This is a genomic window from Pseudoxanthomonas sp. 3HH-4 (assembly GCF_006716465.1).
In the GTDB taxonomy this organism is placed as follows: domain Bacteria; phylum Pseudomonadota; class Gammaproteobacteria; order Xanthomonadales; family Xanthomonadaceae; genus Pseudoxanthomonas_A.
Map to the genome: position 1 here is coordinate 307,456 of NZ_VFPB01000005.1, position 19,467 is coordinate 326,922.

A 19,467-nucleotide genomic window follows, 5' to 3' on the forward strand; every position below is an offset into this window, starting at 1 on the left:
CCACGATGAGCGTGAAGACGTACATGCTGGTACTGGCGGCGGCCTTGGTGGCCGCCGCCCCCGCCCAAGCGCAACGCGTCAGCTTGGCTGACCGCGTTGCGGCGCTGGAAGCGAAGGCCAACAACCCGCAACAGAACCTCGACCTGCTCAACAAGCTCACGCAGCAGGAAGCGGAGTTGCGCGAACTGCGTGCGCAGCTGGAACAGCTGCAGAACGAGAACGAGCAGCTCAAGCAGCGCGGCCGCGACCAGTACCTCGACCTGGACGGTCGCCTCAACCGCCTCGAGGGCGGTACTGCACCGGCCCCTGTCGGTACCACGCCTGCCAGCCCGCCCCTCGGTAGCCAGGCTCCCGCATCGCCGCCGGCCACCGTGCCGGCGCCCGCCGTCGTAGCCACCGCCGAGCCGCCGCCCAGCGTCCATGGCGACATGGGGGCGATGTCAGCTGCCGGCGATGAGCGCACCGCGTACAACGTCGCCTTCGATCGCCTGAAGGCGGGCGAGTACGCCGATGCCGCGCAGCTGTTCACCAGCTTCCTCCAGCTTTACCCCGGTGGCGTGTATGCGCCCAACGCGCTGTACTGGCTGGGCGAGAGCTATTACGTCACCCAGAACTACGCGCTGGCTGCGGACCAGTTCCGTGCGTTGCTGGCGCAGTACCCCACCCACGACAAGGCGCCCGGTGCATTGCTGAAAATGGGCCTTTGCGACTACGGCTTGGGCAAATTGCCTGAAGCCGAGCGCACCCTCGGCGAGGTCGTCGCCAAGTATCCGGGCACCGACGTCGCCCGCACCGCCGACGACCGACTGCGCGCCATCCAGCTCGGCCGCCTGCGCTGAAGAAACGCCGTCTCCGGCCCCTCCTGGGGCCGCCGGGCCGGCAGGGCGTATCATGCGCACCCCATGAATGACGCCGCCCGCCCCAGCGAGATCGTCCAGTCCCCGCTGGAACGCCTCAAGATCACCGAGATCTTCCTCTCCCTGCAGGGAGAGGCGAATGCGGTCGGCTGGCCGACGGTCTTCGTCCGTCTGACCGGCTGCCCGCTGCGCTGCCAGTATTGCGACACCGCCTACGCCTTTCATGGAGGGCAGTGGCGCGAGATCGACGACATCGTGGCCGAGGTCGCCCGCCATGGCGTCCGCCATGTCTGCGTGACCGGCGGCGAACCGCTCTCGCAGAAGCGCTGCCTGCTGCTGCTGAAGAAGCTCTGCGATGCCGGCCATGACGTCTCGCTGGAAACCTCCGGCGCTATCGACATCGCCGACGTGGACCCGCGCGTTTCACGCGTGGTGGACATGAAGACACCCGGCTCCGGGGAAATGGCCCGCAACCGGCTTGAGAACCTGCCGCTGCTGACCGCACGCGACCAGGTCAAGTTCGTGCTCTGCGGCCGCGTCGATTACGAGTGGGCGCGCGGGATGCTCGCCGAACACCGCCTGGCCGAGCGCTGCGACGTGCTGTTCTCGCCCAGCAAGTCCGAACTGGAGCCGCGCGAGCTCGCCGACTGGATCATCGCCGACCGCCTGCCGGTGCGCTTCCAGATGCAGTTGCACAAGCTGCTGTGGAACGACGAGCCGGGGCGGTGATCTTTTTCTCCTTCTCCCGGCGGGAGAAGGTGGCGCGGAGCGACGGATGAGGGGCGAGCGAAGACGCGGCGCATCACTCTCCGTGGCTTGCGTCACCCCTCACCCCAACCCCTCTCCCGATGGGAGAGGGGCTCATCGCGATACACTTCCCCCATGAAAAAAGCCGTCGTCCTTCTCTCCGGTGGCATGGATTCCGCCGTCGTCGTCGCCATCGCCCGCGAGCAGGGTTTCGCCGTGCATGCGCTGAGCGTGCGCTATGGTCAACGGCATACCTCGGAACTGGATGCCGCCGCGCGTGTCGCCGCCACGCTCGGTGCCGCTGCGCACAAGACCGTGCACGTGGACCTGCGCAGCATCGGTGGCTCGGCGCTGACCGACGACATCGACGTGCCCGAAGCCGGCGGCCCGGGTATCCCAGTCACTTACGTGCCCGCCCGCAATACCATCATGCTGTCCGTCGCGCTGGGCTGGGCCGAGGTACTGGGTGCCAACGACATTTTCTGCGGGGTCAACGCGGTGGATTACTCCGGCTATCCGGACTGCCGCCCGGAGTTCATCGAAGCATTCGAGAAGCTCGCCAACCTTGCCACCAAGGCGGGTGTCGAGGGGGCGGGCCTGCGCATCCAGGCGCCGCTGCTGCACATGAGCAAGGCCGATATCGTGCGCGAGGGTGTGCGGCTGGGCGTCGACTTCGCACAGACCGTGTCCTGCTACCAGGCCGACGGGCAGGGCCACGCCTGTGGCCACTGCGATGCGTGTCGCCTGCGCGCCGCGGGTTTCGCCGATGCCGGCGTGCCGGACCCCACGCACTACGCGTGAACCGGGAGGGTTTCGCCCCATCGCGGACGATGCGTTAGAATGCGCATCCCGGTGCAAGGCCGGGATGCGTTCCCGGGCCGTTAGCTCAGTCGGTAGAGCAGAAGACTTTTAATCTTTTGGTCGAAGGTTCGAATCCTTCACGGCCCACCACGCACATCCCGCCGCGTCATCATCGCGCCGTATTCGCGTCGGCGCCCGCGAGGAAATCGGCGTGACCACGGCAGCGCGTGACTGGACGGCGCAGGCGATACAGCGCATCGAAGCGGACTTCAACCGGTCCGCTGACACCCATCTGATCCCCTTGCCGTTGCCGGGTTTTCCCGGCATCGATGTCTACCTGAAGGACGAATCCAGCCATCCCACCGGTAGCCTGAAGCACCGGCTGGCGCGCTCGCTGTTCCTGTACTCGCTGGCGAATGGCTGGCTGCGCGAGGGCGCGCCGGTGATCGAGGCGTCCAGCGGCTCGACGGCCGTGTCCGAAGCCTATTTCGCGCGGCTGCTGGGGCTGCCGTTCATCGCCGTGATGCCGTCGTCCACGTCGCCGGACAAGATCGCCGCGATCCAGTTCCAGGGTGGTCGCTGCCATCTGGTCGAGGCGGCGGGCGCGATCAACGCCGTGTCACGGCAACTCGCGCGCGAGACCGGTGGCCATTTCATGGACCAGTTCACCTATGCCGAACGCGCCACCGACTGGCGCGCGAACAACAACATCGCCGAATCCATCTTCAAACAGATGGAGGCCGAGCCGCATCCGGTCCCGGCATGGATCGTGTGCAGCCCGGGCACCGGAGGTACCAGCGCCACGCTGGGGCGTTACGTGCGCTACCGCCGGCATCCGACGCGGGTGCTGTGCGCGGACCCGGAGCACTCGGTGTTCTTCGATCAGTACCGGGGCGCATGCGGGGGCTGCGATGACACCACGCTGACCTGCGGGCGAGGCTCCGGCATCGAAGGCATCGGTCGCCCGCACTGCGAACCGAGCTTCATCCCGGCTTGCATCGACGCAATGATCAAGGTGCCGGATGCGCTGAGCCTGGGCGCCATGCGCCATGTCAGTGCTGTGCTGGGGCGGCGTGTGGGCGGATCGACCGGCACCAATTTCGTCGGCATCCTCGCGGCCGCCGCGCGCATGCGCGAAGAAGGCCTGGCTGGCTCCATCGTCAGCATCCTGTGCGACAGCGGTGAACGCTACGCGCACAGCTACTACAACCGGGACTGGTATCTGGAGCGCGGCATCCCCATCGTGGAGAGCGACGATGCCATCGCCGCCGCCGTTGCCGGACGCGGGCTGCCCCCGCTGGCGCAGGCCGACTGGCCGAACTGATCTCCTATTGCAGAAGGTATTCCCATGACCAATCCGTTGCTCGACTTCTCAGGCCTGCCGCGTTTCGACGCGATCCGGCCCGAGCACATCGCGCCTGCCGTCGACCAGTTGCTGGCCGAATCCGACGCGGCCGTGAAAGCGGCGGAAGCCGTTGCCCCCGTGACGTGGGATGCGTTTGTCGTGCCGCTGGATGACGCCACCGAACGCCTGGCCCGCGCCTGGAACCAGGTGACGCATCTGGAAGCGGTGGCGAACACCCCGGCGCTGCGCGGCGCCTACAACGCGCAGTTGCCCAAGGTGACGCGCTTCTGGAGCGCATTGGGGCAGAACCTGGCGCTGTACCGCCAGTACCGCGCATTGGCAGACGCACCCGAAGCGGCGCAATACGGCGAAGCTCGCCGCAAGGTGTTGGACAACGCCTTGCGCGACTTCCGCCTGGGCGGCGCCGAGTTGCCGGACGCACAGAAGGCACGCTTCGCCGAAGTGAAGGAAGAACTCGCCGGCCTGTCGGCGACGTTCTCGCAGAACGTGCTCGACGCCACCGACGAGTACGAATTCTGGATCAAGGACAAGCAGCACCTCGGTGGCCTGCCGGGGGACGTGGTGGCCGCGGCGCGGGCCGCGGCCAAGGCCGACGACGAGCCGGGCTGGAAGTTCACCCTGCAGATGCCGTGCTACCTGCCGGTGCAGGCCTACGCGGATGACCGCGCGCTGCGCGAGACGCTTTACCACGCCAACGCCGTGCGCGCATCGGAACTCGCCGACAACGCGGCGCTGGACAATTCCACGCTGATCGATCGCATCCTCGCGCTGCGCACGGAACTGGCCACGCTGCTCGGCTTCGGTAGTTATGCGGAATACTCGCTGGCGACCAAAATGGCCGATACGCCGGACGAGGTGCTGCAGTTCCTGCGCGACCTTGCCACACGTGCCAAGCCGCATGCGCAGCGCGACCGAGAGGAACTGGAGGTCTTCGCGCGCGGGCAGCTCGGCCTGGAAACCGTCGAAGCCTGGGACCTGGCCTACGCCAGCGAGAAACTGAAGCAGGCGCGCTACAGCTTCTCCGCGCAGGAGGTGAAGCAGTACTTCACCGAGCCGGCGGTGCTGAAGGGCCTGTTCGGCGTGATTGGCGATCTGTATGGCCTGCGCGTCGAGCAGGACCAGGCGCCGACCTGGCATCCCGATGTGCGCTTCTACCGCCTGATCGATGGTGAAGGTGCGCTGGTGGGCCAGTTCTATCTCGACCTGTACGCCCGCGAGGGCAAGCGGGGCGGTGCATGGATGGATGACTGCCGCAACCGTCGCGATACCGCCCGTGGCGTGCAGACGCCGATCGTCTACCTGGTCTGCAACTTCGGCAAGGGCATGGACGGCAGGCCGGCCACGTTCAGCCACAACGACGTGACCACGTTGTTCCACGAGATGGGCCACGGCCTGCACCAGCTGCTCACGCAGGTGGGCGAACTGGGCGTCGCCGGCATCAATGGCGTGGAATGGGATGCGGTGGAGTTGCCCAGCCAGTTCATGGAGAACTTCTGCTGGGAATGGGAGCGCGTGCAGGCGATGACCGCGCACGTGGATACCGATGAGCCGCTGCCGCGCGAGCTGTTCGACAGGATGGTCGAAGCCAAGAACTACCAGAGCGGCATGGCCACCGTACGACAACTGGAGTTTGGTCTGTTCGACATGCAGCTTCACAGTGGCTTCGATGCCGCCACCGACAACGTGCTCGCACTGCTGGATCGCGTGCGCGGAGAAGTGGCGGTGAACCACCCGCCGGCCTGGAATCGCTTCCCCCACCAGTTCAGCCACATCTTCGCCGGTGGCTACGGGGCCGGCTACTACAGTTACAAGTGGGCCGAGGTACTCAGCGCCGATGCCTACGCGGCCTTCGAGGAGGCGCCGGCCCAGATCGCCGACACGGGAACGCGGTTCCGCCATGAAGTCCTGGCGCGCGGCGGCAGCCGCAGTGCGGCCGAGAATTTCCGTGCCTTCCGCGGCCGCGCGCCGCGCATCGACGCCCTCTTGCGGCACTCCGGCATGGCGGGCTGAGCCGGAGGAATGTGGCCCGGGATGCCTTGGCGAGGGTGGCCCGGGCAGGGGACCCGGTGGGTTTGACCATGACTGTAAACGTTTTCATAATGGCTCCCCCGTAACACCCGCGTTCCCGGGAGGATCGCTTACATGCCGCATCAGCGAAGGATCGAGGGCCTGATCGCCGACATGACGCTGGAGGAGAAGATCGGCCAACTCGGCGCGTTCGCCGACGCACTGCGGCCGTTCGCCTTCGAGGTCAACCCGGAAACCTTCGCGCGCGATGCAGAGCAGGTGCGCGAGCAGATCCGCAGTGGCCGCGTGGGTGCGCTATTCAACGGCGTGGGTGCGGCAGAAGGACGCGAAGCACAACGCATCGCGGTGGAAGAGAGCCGACTCGGTATTCCGCTGCTGCTCGGCGCCGACGTGATCCATGGCATGCGCACCGTCTTCCCGATTCCGCTGGGCGAGGCCGCCAGCTTCGAGCCGGACCTGGCCGAACGCACCGCGCGCGCGACCGCCAAGGAAGCCACTGCCGCCGGCATCCACTGGACGTTCGCACCGATGGTCGACATCGCGCGCGACCAGCGCTGGGGCCGCGTCGCGGAAACCTCCGGCGAAGACGTCCATCTGTCGTGCGAACTCGCGGCAGCGCGCGTGCGCGGCTTCCAGGGCACCGACCTGACCGCCCCCGATTCGCTGCTGACCACGCCCAAGCACTTCGCCGCCTATGGCGCCATCTCCGCCGGCCTGGACTACAACTTCGTCGACATGGCGCCGCAGACCCTGCGCGACGTGCACCTGCCGCCGTTCAAGGCTGCCATCGACGCCGGCGCGCTGACGCTGATGAGTTCGTTCAACGACATCAACGGAGTGCCGGCCTCGGCCAACCGCGAACTGCTGACGGACATCCTGCGCGGCGAGTGGAAGTTCGAAGGCTTCGTGGTCTCCGACTACACCTCGGACCTGGAACTGATCGCGCATGGTTACGCCAGCGACGAAGCCGACGCGGCGCAGAAGGCGCTGTCGGCCGGCCTGGACATGAGCCTGCAGAGCGGCATCTATGCCGGCCACGTCGCCACGCTGGTCGAAGAAGGCCGGCTGACACTGGCCGAGGTCGACGAAGCCGTGCGCCGCGTGCTGCATGTCAAGGCCGCGGTCGGCCTGTTCGACGATCCGTACCGCTGCCTCGATGCCGAACGCGAGGCCGACCAGTCGCACATCCCCGTGCACGATGCACTGGCGCGAGACTGCGCGCGGCGCTCCATCGTGTTGCTCAAGAACGACGGCGACCTCTTGCCGCTGAAGAAGTCCGGCCAGCGCATCGCGCTGATCGGTCCGTTTGCGCAGGACACTGTCAACCTCGGTGGCTGCTGGAACATCTTCGGCGACGCTGCGCGCATGGTCGATCTGGAAACCGGGCTGCTCGCCGCGCTGGATGATCCATCCGCGCTGACGGTGGTGCCGGGCAGCGGTATCGAGGAGGCCCTCGACGGTGGCATCGACGCAGCGGTCGCCGCCGCGCGCGGTGCCGACGTGGTGCTGTTGGCCGTGGGCGAGCCGCACGAGTTTTCCGGCGAGGCGCAGTCGCGCACGCAGATCGTGCTGCCCGCCCCGCAGCAGGCGCTGGCGGAGGCGGTGGTCACCACCGGCACGCCGGTCGTGGTGTTGCTGCGCAATGGCCGCGCGCTGGCGCTGGAGGGCGCGGTACGCGATGCGCAGGCGATCCTGGTCACGTGGTTCCTTGGCACGCAGACCGGGCCGGCGGTGGCCGACGTAGTGTTCGGCGACTACAGTCCGTCCGCGCGCCTGCCGGTGAGCTTCCCGCAGGACGCAGGCCAGCAGCCGTACTTCTACAACCATCCCGCCAGCGGGCGTCCCAACGTGCCGGGCACGCCCCGCGCCTTCCAGACGCGCTGGCGCGAGGTGACGCACGCCGCGCTGTATCCGTTCGGCCACGGCTTGTCGTACACGCGCTTCGATTACGGCGTACCGCAGCTCAGCACCTGGGCGCTCGGCTGGGACGACACGCTGACCATCCGCACCCGCATCACCAATGCCGGCACGCGCGAGGGGGAAGAAGTGGTGCAGCTCTACCTGCGCGACCGTACCGCCAGCCGCGTGCGGCCAGTGCGCGAATTGAAGCGCTTCCGCAAGATCACGCTGGCAGCGGGCGAATCGCAGGACGTGGAGTTCACCCTGACCCGTGCCGATGTGGAATTCCACGGCGTAGACAATCGTCCGGTGGCCGAGCCAGGCCTGTTCGACCTGTGGGTGGCGCCCTCGAGCGCCGTTGGCGAGGCGGTGAGTTTCGAACTGCTGCCGCGTTAGCGGCGCGGCGTGCCGCGCGTCATCGGCCCGCCGGGATAGGCATCGTAGGGCCCGTAGTAGCCGCCGGGGCCGTCATAACGGTCGACGTTGATGTTGAGGTTGAACGTGCGCGGCTTGCCTTCGTCGTTGTACGTGGTCTTGCACAAGTTGAGGTTGACCGCGTTGTAGGTGCTGCGGCCGTGCCCCTTGCTGTAACCGATGCCGGTGGTCACGCTGCCCGAGACGCCATCACCGTCGTCATCGCCGTACCAGACGCAGGGATCGACGGGGGCTGCGGGCGCCGTCGATTTCGGTCGCGTCGGCCGGGTGTCGCCGTACCAGGTGCCGGGAGGATCCTTGGCATAGGCCGCTGCCTGCGGCAGGCTGAGGTCCAATGCCTCCGCACTCGACTGCGCCCACGCGGGCACGGTGGTCAGCAGGGCCAGCAGTGCGAGGGGCAGGGTCTTCATGGGGGATCCCGGAGCGGCGGTGCGCCGGGTGGCGGACCTGCATGGCAACGTAACAGCCGTGGATTGAATGCCGGCTGATGGCGGCGGTCGGCGGTCGGGAACTTCAGCCGGCGGTAGCCAGCGCCTCCAGCACGCGCTGCCCATAACGCTCCAGCTTGGCGCCGCCGATGCCGCCCACCCGGCCCAGTTCGTCAAGGGTAGCGGGCTGCAGTTCGGCGATGTTGCGCAGGGTACTGTCGTGGAAGATGACGTAGGCCGGCACATTCTGTTCGCGCGCCAGCTGCGCGCGCAGGTCACGCAGCAGCTGGAAGCGCGGCAGGTCCGCGGCCTCCACCGGCAGTCCGCTGCGCGGGCCACGCTCGCGTTCGCGGCGCTCGCGCTGTTCCTTGCGCAACTGCAGGCGCCGCTCGCCCCTCAGCACTGCGCGGCTGCCTTCGGTCAGGCGCAGGCTGCCGAACTCGGCCTCCACTTCCAGCAGCCCGCAGGCCACCAGCTGGCGGAACACGCTGCGCCACGTGGTGGCATCCAGGTCCTTGCCGATGCCGTAGGTGGACAGGTGTTCGTGGCCGCATTGCTGGATGCGCTCACTCTGGCTGCCACGAAGCACGTCGATCACGTGGTTCACGCCGAAGCGCTGGCCGCTTCGGTACACGCAGCTCAGCGCCTTCTGCGCGGCTTCCGTGGCATCCCAGGTTTCGGCCGGGCTCAGGCAGTTGTCGCAATTGCCGCAATCGTGCGGATAGGTTTCGCCGAAGCCCGCCAGCAGTACCTGCCGCCGGCACTGGGTGGATTCGCAGTAGCCCAGCAGCTGGTCCAGCTTGCGCCGTTCCAGCCGCTTGCGCTCCTCGCCGGCCTCGCCTTGTTCGATCATCTGCTTCAGCAGCACCACGTCTCCCAGGCCATAGCAGAGCCACGCTTCGGCAGCCTCGCCATCGCGGCCGGCGCGGCCGGTTTCCTGGTAGTAGCCTTCCATCGACTTGGGCAGGTCCACGTGCGCCACGAAACGCACGTCGGGCTTGTCGATGCCCATGCCGAAGGCGATCGTGGCCACCATGACGATGCCGTCCTCGCGCAGGAAGCGGCGTTGGTTGTGCGCGCGAACGCTGGCATCGAGGCCGGCGTGGTACGGCAGTGCATTGAAACCCTGTTCCGCCAGGTAGTCGGCGAACTGCTCGACCCGCTTGCGCGACAGGCAGTAGACGATGCCGGCCTCGCCCTTGTGCTTGCGCAGCATGTCGCGCAGCTGGTGCCGGGCGTTGTCTTTCTGCACCACCGTGTAGCGGATGTTGGGGCGGTCGAACGAGCTGACGAATTTCTCGGCGTCCACCAGGTTCAGGCGCTCGGCGATCTCGCGCTGGGTAGGCGGGTCGGCGGTGGCGGTCAATGCGATGCGTGGAACGTCCGGCCAGCGTTCGTGCAGCAGGGCCAGTTCCAGATATTCGCGGCGGAAGTCGTGGCCCCAGGCGGAGACGCAATGCGCCTCGTCGATGGCGAACAGGGCGATCCGGCTGCGGTCCAGCAGCGACAGGAAGCGGCCGGTCAGGAGGCGTTCCGGCGCGACGTACAGCAGGTCCAGTTCGCCATTGAGCAGCGCCTGTTCGACCTGCACGGCTTCGGCGGCCTCCAGCGAGGAGTTCAGGAATGCGGCGCGCACGCCCAGTTGGCGCAGCGCGTCCACCTGGTCCTGCATCAGCGCGATCAGCGGCGAGACGACGATGCCGGTGCCTTTACGCAGCAGCGCCGGCACTTGGTAGCACAGCGACTTGCCGGCGCCGGTCGGCATGAGTACCAGGGCATCGTGGCCGGCGGCGAGGTGTTCGACGATGGTCTGCTGGTGACCACGGAAGGCGCTGTAACCGAAGACGCGCTTCAGCGCCTCCAATGAAGCGGCATGCATGTCGCCTTCTTTCATTTCCACTCGAAATTCGATCGTTTCGCCAACGCGTTTATTCTATCGCACAACCCTCCAGTCGGCGCCCGTTCGCGGGTCGACCTTGAGCTGTTGGTTGTAGTTGGCCGATCTCCATAAGACGTTCTGCCCATTGGAGGGATTGCGCCACAGGAGGTCGTCCTTCCCGTCACCGTCGTAGTCGCCGGCTGCCACGACCTGCCAGGCGAGGTTGGTCACGCTGGTGAGTGAGATCTTGCTGGTGGCATTGCCTCCCGGCCATAGCTCATTGGCTCCCGTGGTTGCATGGCGCCAGACCACGTCATCCCGGCCATCGCCGTCGAAGTCGCCGGATCCCGCGACTCTCCAGGCCGTCATCGCCGGGGTCATCGGCTGCTGGGCTTCATAGTTGCCGGCTTTCCAGATGGTGTTGGCGCCCGTGCTGGTGTTGCGCCAAAGGACGTCGTCCCGACCATCGCCGTCGAAGTCGCCGATGTCCGCGACCTGCCACTTGTTTCCGGATACGCCCATTACGGATTGCTGCGTAGTCGAGTCTCCGGAATGCCAGATGACGTTGGCGCCGGTACTGGCGTTGCGCCAGAAAATGTCGTCCCTGCCATCGAAATTGAAGTCTCCTATCCCGGCCACCGCCCACTGGGTATTGGTAACGGTAGTGACGGGAATCTGCCAGGCATAGTCGCCGCCTTTCCAGATCGCATTGGCGCCGGTGGTGCTGTTGCGCCACAGCAGGTCGGAAGAGCCGTCCCCATCGAAATCCCCGCGACCGGCGACGGTCCACGCCCTGTCCGTGACCGTGCGCAGGCTGCGCTGGGTCTGGGCGTTGGCCGAGTACCACAAGGAGCCCTGTCCGTTGCCCCGATTGTGCCAGGCAATGTCCGATCGCTCGTCGCCGTTGTAGTCGGCTGCAGCCCCGGACAGGCAAACGCCGAAATTGATCTGGACGCTGAGGCCGCCGGTCACGATGTCGTTGCATCCATCTCCGTTGAGGTCCCCCAAGGCCATGATGTTCGTCCCGTGGGTTGTACGGATGGGAGCAAGACGCTCGTGGCTCGCCAGTTGGCCGTTCACGGACATGTATCGCCCCACCGCAAACCAGCCAGAGTGGCTTACCAGGAGATCGTCGAGTCCATCACCATCGAGGTCTTGCACCAGGAGCATTCCCGGACCGTCGTAGGTCTCCAGGCGCTTCGCGAGCGTAAAGCTTCCATTGCTGGTGCGCCTGTAAACGAGTATCCGTGGGCACGGCGAATTGCATGTCTTCGCGACGATTATCTCCAGCGATCCGTCGCCATCCGTGTCCATTGCCTCGATGGTATGGGAGTAGAGATCGACGTCTTCCGGGTACGGGTAAGCGTATGCTGGCCAGAAGCCTCCCATCCGGTGGTTGGGGTATACGAAGAAGCTGTTGGTCATGCCCGATGCGATCAACATGTCCGGCCATCCGTCGCCTGTGACATCTTTCAGTTGCACGTGGGATGCACTATTGAAATGGCCCAGTCCTGCCGTCTGGAAGCTGGTGGACGGCGCGAATCCTGATCGTGTGTTGTTGATGTAGAGGCTGGCAACGCCTTGGTGGTCCAGGCATGCGACGTCAGGGAATCCGTCGAGGTTCAGGTCGCCGGTGGCAGCGTAGGGACAGCCCGCATCGGATGCATATGTAGTTGCACGGAACCCACCGTTGCCATCCCACGTGTATACGAGTAACCCGCGCTCAAGGCCGACGATGATTTCCTTTCTGCCATCGGCATTCAGATCGACTGCTCGCGCGGTGGTGTAGTCGGCATTCCGCAGGGGGCCCTGTCGCATGCCCGTGCCGAGGCTGCCTGATGAGTTCTGCAGGTGAACCTGCAATTCAGGGGTGCCATCAAGGTTGAGCAAGAGGGCGAGATCTTCACGCCCGTCCCCATTCACGTCGCCGATAGTCACGGCGGGAGTGGCATTGAAGTCGAAGTAAATCCAGGATTCCAGGAAATCGATGTGTCTCGCTGATGCATGCGCGGACAACAAAGCGCAAGCGATGAAGAGGATGGCAGCAATCGCCGCCCTGATCGACGACTTCATCGTGGGCTTGAAAATGGAGTGACGGAGGGCGGAGTGTGCGATCACGGTGTAACCCTCCAGTCGGCGCCCGTTCGCGGGTCGACCTTGAGCTGTTGGTTGTAGTTGGCCGATCTCCATATGACGTTCTGCCCATTGGAGGGATTGCGCCACAGGAGGTCGTCCTTCCCGTCACCGTCGTAGTCGCCGGCTGCCACGACCTGCCAGGCGAGGTTGGTCACGCTGGTGAGTGAGATCTTGCTGGTGGCATTGCCTCCCGGCCATAGCTCATTGGCTCCCGTGGTTGCATGGCGCCAGACCACGTCATCCCGGCCATCGCCGTCGAAGTCGCCGGATCCCGCGACTCTCCAGGCCGTCATCGCCGGGGTCATCGGCTGCTGGGCTTCATAGTTGCCGGCTTTCCAGATGGTGTTGGCGCCCGTGCTGGTGTTGCGCCAAAGGACGTCGTCCCGACCATCGCCGTCGAAGTCGCCGATGTCCGCGACCTGCCACTTGTTTCCGGATACGCCCATTACGGATTGCTGCGTAGTCGAGTCTCCGGAATGCCAGATGACGTTGGCGCCGGTACTGGCGTTGCGCCAGAAAATGTCGTCCCTGCCATCGAAATTGAAGTCTCCTATCCCGGCCACCGCCCACTGGGTATTGGTAACGGTAGTGACGGGAATCTGCCAGGCATAGTCGCCGCCTTTCCAGATCGCATTGGCGCCGGTGGTGCTGTTGCGCCACAGCAGGTCGGAAGAGCCGTCCCCATCGAAATCCCCGCGACCGGCGACGGTCCACGCCCTGTCCGTGACCGTGCGCAGGCTGCGCTGGGTCTGGGCGTTGGCCGAGTACCACAAGGAGCCCTGTCCGTTGCCCCGATTGTGCCAGGCAATGTCCGATCGCTCGTCGCCGTTGTAGTCGGCCCTGATGCGGAGTACGCAGATTCCTCGGCCGATTGCGATGGCCCCAGTCAGCGCTACAGCCATGTCGGCACAATCATCGCCGTCGATGCGACCAAGGGCGATGGCGTTGGCGTGCCCGGCGAAGCCAGTGGCTGTCGAGAGCCTCTCGCTCTCAAGTCGGCCATCCTCGTTCAGCAGCCAGCCGACGGCATTGAACTCGAAATGCCCGGCAGCCAGGTCCTCGTCTCCATCTCCATCCACATCGTGGGCACGGAGTGCCGTCGTACTGTCATGGAGAGGCAGGCTGGTCGAGAGCTCAAAAAAGCCCGTGTTTTGGCGGCGGTAGACGTAGAGGCGGGCATCCGGCTGGTTGTAGGGGTTCGCGGTGACAATCTCGGTTGCACCATCTCCATCGATATCTAGGGCCTCGATCGAGGCCGGCCAGACGGTCATGCCTCTTGGATGTGGGTAGGCGCGCGCAGTGAGCAGGTTGCCATACCCATCGTTCTCGTGAACGAAAAAGCTGTTGACGGACGAGGCGGTAATCAGGAAATCCGGCGCTCCGTCGCCGGTCACGTCCTTCAACTGCATCTGCTTGTAACTGTCCGTGTAGTTGCCGGCAGGTGTCGGCACGTAGACGCTGTTACGGAAGCCCGCTGCGTCCGTGCCCAGGAATACGTTCGCGGACGTCTTCCAGTCATGGCAAATGACGTCCGTGTTGCCATCGCTGTTCAGGTCGCCGGACACCGCATAGCGGCATTCGTTAATCCCTTCATGGGGTGTGAGGGAGAACTGGCCTGGTACCGTCTCTCGCAGGACTGCAATGCCCTTGAGTTTGCCTACTATGATTTCGGCCTTCCCGTCATGGTCGAGATCTTCCAGCAGGATGGGATTGCTTTCGACGAAGCCGCGGTAAGTGGGTATCTGCAGCGGAGTAGCCTGGAACGAGCCGTTCCGGTTGATGAAAACCGAGACAAGATGCGCGAACGCGCCGTCCAGATATTGCTCGCTGCGCGACGTCGCGACGATATCGTCCAATCCATCGCCATTCACGTCGCCCAGCGCCACATTGGCGATCACTTGTCCAGGAAGATTCAAGTTCTGGGACAGAAAAAGACGATACTCAGTCGCCGACACACAGCAACAAGCGGAAGCTAACAGGCCCCCGCCTATCAATTTCAGTGTATTCACGTTGTACGCACCCCTGCGATCGGCCCTATGGAGCCGGGGGCCAATATAGCGTACCGCCCTCCGTGCAAGGGGGCGGCCACCCAACCTCTGGGTGGCCGCTACGGGACGAGGGCTACTGCAATAGCGAACGCAGCATCCAGGCGTACTTCTCGTGGGTCTGCAGGCGCTGCGTCAGCAGGTCCTCGGTCGGCGCGTCATCGGCGTCGTCGGCGATGTCCAGCACCTTGCGCGCGGTGCGGCACACGGCCTCGTTGCCGATCACCAGCTGGCGGACCATCTCGCGCCAGTCGGCGCTGTCGGTCAGGCCCGGTTCTTCGGGAATCGAGGTCAGGTTCACGAACTCGCGGTATGAACCCGGTGCGTTGAACCCCAGCGCGCGGATGCGCTCGGCGATCTCGTCCAGCGCCATCCACTGCTCGGTGTACTGCGTCTCGAACATCGTATGCAGCGAATTGAACATCGCGCCGGTGATGTTCCAGTGGAAATTGTGGGTCTTCAGGTAAAGCGTGTAGCTGTCGGCCAGGAAACGCGACAGGCCGTCGGCGATCTTCTTGCGTTCGCCTCCGCTGATCCCGATATCGATGTTCGGCGCCGACGGGGCCGATGCGAGCGGCGCGGTGACGGGCGCGGCCTTGGTTTTGGCGGGCTTTGTCTTCGGCTTGGCCATGCGGATTCTCCTGAGGGTGGGTTGAGACGGCACAATAGACACACTAGAACATGTGGCGTGAGCAAAAAGTTTCAAGCGCTTGCTGTAAAGATGATGATGTCCCGCGACCCTTCCCCTGCCAGCCCCGACCGTGCCGCCCTCGATCAGGCGCGGCGATCGTTCGACCGCGCCCTGAGCCGTGATCGCGGCCGCCTGCACGGGCTGTGGTCACGCTGGCAGGGCAAGCCGGCCGATGCCGGCTTACGGCAGGCCTTCGAACAGGCATTGAATGCGTCCATCGCCACCCGCGAACGCCGCAAGTCCTCCGTGCCGGCCGTGACGCTGGATGAGTCCCTGCCGATCGCCCGCGAGGGCGAGCGCATCATCGAGTTGATCCGCAACCACCAGGTGGTGGTGATCGCGGGCGAAACCGGGTCGGGCAAGACCACCCAGCTGCCCAAGCTGTGCCTCGCGGCCGGGCGCGGCGTGGCCGGCATGATCGGCTGCACCCAGCCGCGCCGGATCGCGGCCCGCGCAGTGGCGCGGCGCGTGGTAGAGGAGCTGAAGACCGAGGTGGGGCGGGGCGTGGGCTTCCAGGTGCGCTTCAACGACCAAGTCGGCGAGGACACCCACATCAAGTTCATGACCGACGGCATCCTGCTGGCGGAAATCGCCAGCGATCGCTGGCTGTCGGCCTACGACACGATCATCGTCGACGAAGCGCACGAGCGCAGCCTCAACATCGACTTCCTGCTCGGCTACCTGAAGCAGCTGCTGCGCAAGCGCCGCGACCTGAAGGTCATTGTCACCTCGGCGACCATCGATACCGAACGCTTCGCGCGCCACTTCGACGATGCCCCGGTGATCAGCGTGGAAGGCCGCACCTACCCGGTGGAGGTCCGCTACCGGCCGCTGGAAGGAGAAGGGCACGAGGGCGAGGAAGACCGCGGCGGCGACCGCACGGTCAACGATGCCATCGTCGGCGCCGTCGACGAGATCACCCGGCTGGATGCGCGCGGCGACGTGCTGGTCTTCCTGCCCGGTGAGCGCGAGATCCGCGATGCGCACCAGGCGCTGGAGCGGCGCAAGTACCGGCAGACCGAGGTGCTGCCGCTGTATGCGCGCCTGTCCAACCAGGACCAGGACCGCGTGTTCAACCCGGGGCCGAACCGCCGGATCGTGCTGGCGACCAACGTGGCCGAGACCTCGCTGACCGTGCCGCGTATCCGCTACGTGGTCGACCCCGGTTTCGCGCGCGTCAAACGCTACAGTCCGCGGAACAAGCTGGACCGCCTGCACATCGAGCCCATTTCGCAGGCCAGCGCCAATCAGCGCAAGGGGCGCTGCGGACGCATCGCCGAAGGCATCTGCTACCGGCTGTATGCGGAATCCGATTTCCAGTCGCGTGCCGAGTTCACCGATCCCGAGATCCGTCGCTCCAGCCTGGGCGGGGTGATCCTGCGCATGCTGCAGCTGGGGCTGGGCCGGATCGAGGACTTCCCGTTCCTGGAAGCACCGGACGAGCGTGCGGTTGCCGATGGCTGGCAGCAGTTGGCCGAGCTGGGCGCGATCGACGGCGGACGCCGCATGACCGCCATCGGCAGGCAGATGGCGCGGCTGCCGGTGGACGTGAAGCTTGCCCGCATGCTGGTGGCCGCGCAGACCGCGGGCTGTCTGCGGCCGATGCTGGTGATCGCTTCCTTCCTCGGTATCCAGGACCCGCGTGAGCGACCCGCGGATGCACGCGGTGCGGCCGACGCCGCGCATGCGCAGTTCGCCGATGGCCGCTCCGAATTCGTCGGCGTCCTGCGCCTGTGGGATGCCTATCGGCAGGCCCACGAAGACCTGACCCAGTCGAAGCTGCGCGACTGGTGCGGGCGCCATTTCCTGGGCTTCTTGCGCATGCGCGAGTGGCGCGAGCTGCATCGGCAGTTGCGCCTGCTGTGCGAGGAGCTGGGCTGGAAAGAAGAAGATGCTGATGCTTCGATGGCGCCGTTGCTGGACGGTAGCCGTGCGCCGCCGGTCGCGCGCGATGACGTGGCGGCCGTAAAGGCCACACGTGGCCAGTTGCACCGCGCCGCACGATTGGCCCGCGAAGGGAAGGCCGATGTCGCACCTGCGCCGGTGGCGGCGCGCGCGCAGCAGGACCAGGCGCCAGCCGCTGGCGGCTACAGCGAACGCGCGCGCGCCAGCGCCTACCAGACCTTGCACCGCGCGCTGATCGCCGGCCTGCCGACGCAGATCGGCCATCGCACCGAAAAGGGCGACTTCCAGGCGCCGCGGCAGCGCCGCTTCCTGCCGTTTCCCGGTTCGGCACTGTCCAAGCGACCGCCGCCGTGGCTGTTGGCGGCCAACCTGCTGGACACGCAGAAGGTGTGGGGCATGACCCTGGCGGCGATCGAACCGGACTGGGTGATCGCCGAACTGTCGCACCTGCTGCTGCGCAAGCATTTCGATCCGCACTGGTCGCGCGCGCAGGGCCAGGTGCTGGCCTCCGAGCAGATCAGCCTGTTCGGACTGGTGCTGGCGCCGAAGAAGCCGGTGCACTACGGCGGCATCGCGCCGGGCGAGGCGCACGACATCTTCGTACGCCAGGCCCTGGTCACGGGCGAGATCAATACGCGCGCCGCGTTCGTGGCTGACAACCTGAAGACGCTGGAGCAGGCCCGCGAGGAAGAAGCCAAGCTGCGACGCGCCGGCCTGGTCGCCGACGAGGACTGGCAGGCGCGCTGGTACCTCGACCGCGTGCCGTCCGACCTCCATTCCGCCGCCGGCCTGGATGCCTGGTGGAAGGCACTGCCGGCAGACAAGCGTCGCGCATTGCACTGGTCACTCGTGGATCTGTTGCCCGGCGAAGGCAGCGAGGAGGATCGCTATCCGAAGTATTTGGCCCTCGGCGATGCGCGGCTGCCGTTGCACTACAAGTTCGAGCCGGGTGCGGCTGATGACGGCGTGACGCTGGAAGTGCCATTGCACCTGCTCAATGCGCTCGACCCGGCGCGGCTGTCTTGGCTGGCACCGGGGTTCGTCGCCGACAAGGCGGCCGGCCTGATCCGCAGCCTGCCCAAGGCGATGCGGCGCAACTATGTGCCGGCGCCGGATTTCGCGCGGGCATTTTTCGAGGCGTTTCCGAAGCCGAGCGCCGACGACATGCGCGGCGAACTCGCGCGCTTCCTGTCGCGCGCCACCGGCGTGGCCGTGACCGCCCTCGATTTCTACGAAACCGCGCTGGAGCCGCACCTGCGCATGAACCTGCGCCTGCGCGAAGACCCGCGTGGTGGCGGTGAAGGCCGCGTGCTGGCCGAGTCGCGCGATCTTGAGGACTTGCGTGCGCGCTTCGGTGATCGCGCCGGGCAGGCGTTCGCCGCGCGTGCGGGCCGCGAGATGGCCGCGACGGGTCTGCGCGAGTTCCCTGCGCAGGCGATTCCGCTGCAGGTGCCGGGCGAGGCGGGCGTGCCCGCCTATCCCGCGTTGCGCGATGACGGTGAGAGCGTGGCCCTGCACGTGTTCGCCGACCGCGCGCAGGCGCAGGCCGCGCATCCGCTTGGCGTGCGTCGCCTGCTGGAATTCGCGCTGGCCGACAAGATGAAGCAGGCGCGCAAGCAGTTGCCGGTGTCGCCTAAGACAGGGTTGCTGTATGCCAGCATCGAATCGCAGGAGCGCCTGCGTGGCGACATCGTCGATGCCGCGCTCAATGCGGTCCTTGTCGAGGGGCTGGAAAGCATCCGCGATCGTGCCGCGTTCGAGCAGCGTCGCGAGGATGCCGGCAGGCGCCTTTTCGGCGAAGCGATGGAGCGACTGAAGCTGGCGGACGCCATCCTGTCCGCCGTGGCGGAGCTGAAGCCGCAGCTGGAGGCGCCGCTGATGGGATGGGCGCGCGGCAACCTGGATGACCTGCGCGAGCAACTGGCGGCGCTGGTGCATCCGGGCTTCCTGCGCGAGACGCCCGCCGATGCGCTGGCGCAACTGCCACGTTACCTGAAGGCGATGACGCTGCGTGCCGAACGTGCCAAACGCGATCCGGCGCGCGACCAGGCACGGATGCTCGAACTCAAGCCCTTCGTGGATGCCTTGCAGGGCGCCTATGCGTCCGGTGTGGCGCATGACGCCGGCTGGCAGGCGTTGCGGTGGGAACTGGAAGAACTGCGGGTGTCCGTGTTCGCCCAGGAGCTTGGCGCGCGCGCGGGCGTGTCGCCGAAGAAGCTCGCGCAGCGCCTGCAGGCGCTGCGCGGTTGA

General features: G+C 66.2%; 12 protein-coding genes and 1 tRNA gene. 8 read left to right on the forward strand and 5 right to left on the reverse strand.

The features are described from left to right. The first annotated feature begins 5 nt into the window (after window positions 1-5). From ybgF to FB548_RS15905, 7 genes are all read left to right on the forward strand, one after another. Complete coding sequence (gene ybgF, locus FB548_RS15875; protein WP_142125766.1) at window positions 6-839, forward strand: tol-pal system protein YbgF; 834 nt, start codon at window positions 6-8, stop codon at window positions 837-839. A 63-nt stretch (window positions 840-902) separates the two neighbouring features. Then, entirely contained in the window at window positions 903-1,586 is a 684-nt protein-coding gene (gene queE, locus FB548_RS15880; protein WP_142125767.1) for a 7-carboxy-7-deazaguanine synthase QueE, read from the forward strand. Between the two features lie 153 nt (window positions 1,587-1,739). Then, window positions 1,740-2,405 carry a 7-cyano-7-deazaguanine synthase QueC gene (gene queC, locus FB548_RS15885; protein WP_142125768.1) on the forward strand — a complete coding sequence of 222 codons (666 nt, stop codon included), beginning with the start codon at window positions 1,740-1,742 and terminating at the stop codon, window positions 2,403-2,405. A 74-nt stretch (window positions 2,406-2,479) separates the two neighbouring features. Further along, window positions 2,480-2,555, forward strand: a tRNA-Lys gene (locus FB548_RS15890). A gap of 61 nt (window positions 2,556-2,616) precedes the next feature. Next, window positions 2,617-3,729 (forward strand): PLP-dependent cysteine synthase family protein, encoded by a 1,113-nt coding sequence (locus FB548_RS15895; protein ID WP_142125769.1) that lies wholly within the window; start codon window positions 2,617-2,619, stop codon window positions 3,727-3,729. 24 nt (window positions 3,730-3,753) lie between these two features. Further along, window positions 3,754-5,781, forward strand: coding sequence for a M3 family metallopeptidase (locus FB548_RS15900; RefSeq protein ID WP_142125770.1), 2,028 nt, complete (start codon window positions 3,754-3,756; stop codon window positions 5,779-5,781). Between the two features lie 132 nt (window positions 5,782-5,913). Continuing rightward, window positions 5,914-8,094 (forward strand): glycoside hydrolase family 3 N-terminal domain-containing protein, encoded by a 2,181-nt coding sequence (locus FB548_RS15905; protein ID WP_142125771.1) that lies wholly within the window; start codon window positions 5,914-5,916, stop codon window positions 8,092-8,094. On the opposite strand, the gene FB548_RS15910 is transcribed toward FB548_RS15905, so the two are convergent. The 5 genes from FB548_RS15910 to FB548_RS15930 all read right to left on the reverse strand — a co-directional run bounded on the left by FB548_RS15910 (window position 8,091) and on the right by FB548_RS15930 (window position 15,252). Next, window positions 8,091-8,543 carry a hypothetical protein gene (locus FB548_RS15910; RefSeq protein WP_142125772.1) on the reverse strand — a complete coding sequence of 151 codons (453 nt, stop codon included), beginning with the start codon at window positions 8,541-8,543 and terminating at the stop codon, window positions 8,091-8,093. The genes FB548_RS15905 and FB548_RS15910 overlap by 4 nt on opposite strands. A gap of 103 nt (window positions 8,544-8,646) precedes the next feature. Next, the gene (gene recQ, locus FB548_RS15915; protein ID WP_142125773.1) at window positions 8,647-10,440 is read right to left on the reverse strand and encodes a DNA helicase RecQ; all 1,794 of its coding nucleotides are present in this window, start codon (window positions 10,438-10,440) and stop codon (window positions 8,647-8,649) included. Between the two features lie 54 nt (window positions 10,441-10,494). After that, a complete protein-coding gene (locus tag FB548_RS15920; RefSeq protein ID WP_185742143.1) occupies window positions 10,495-12,513 on the reverse strand; it encodes a VCBS repeat-containing protein in 2,019 nt (672 codons plus the stop codon). Between the two features lie 41 nt (window positions 12,514-12,554). After that, window positions 12,555-14,585, reverse strand: coding sequence for a VCBS repeat-containing protein (locus FB548_RS15925; RefSeq protein ID WP_221625981.1), 2,031 nt, complete (start codon window positions 14,583-14,585; stop codon window positions 12,555-12,557). A 112-nt stretch (window positions 14,586-14,697) separates the two neighbouring features. After that, a complete protein-coding gene (locus tag FB548_RS15930) occupies window positions 14,698-15,252 on the reverse strand; it encodes a Dps family protein (RefSeq protein ID WP_142125776.1) in 555 nt (184 codons plus the stop codon). 93 nt (window positions 15,253-15,345) lie between these two features. Between FB548_RS15930 and hrpA the strand changes: the two genes are divergently transcribed. After that, window positions 15,346-19,467, forward strand: coding sequence for an ATP-dependent RNA helicase HrpA (gene hrpA, locus FB548_RS15935; protein ID WP_142125920.1), 4,122 nt, complete (start codon window positions 15,346-15,348; stop codon window positions 19,465-19,467).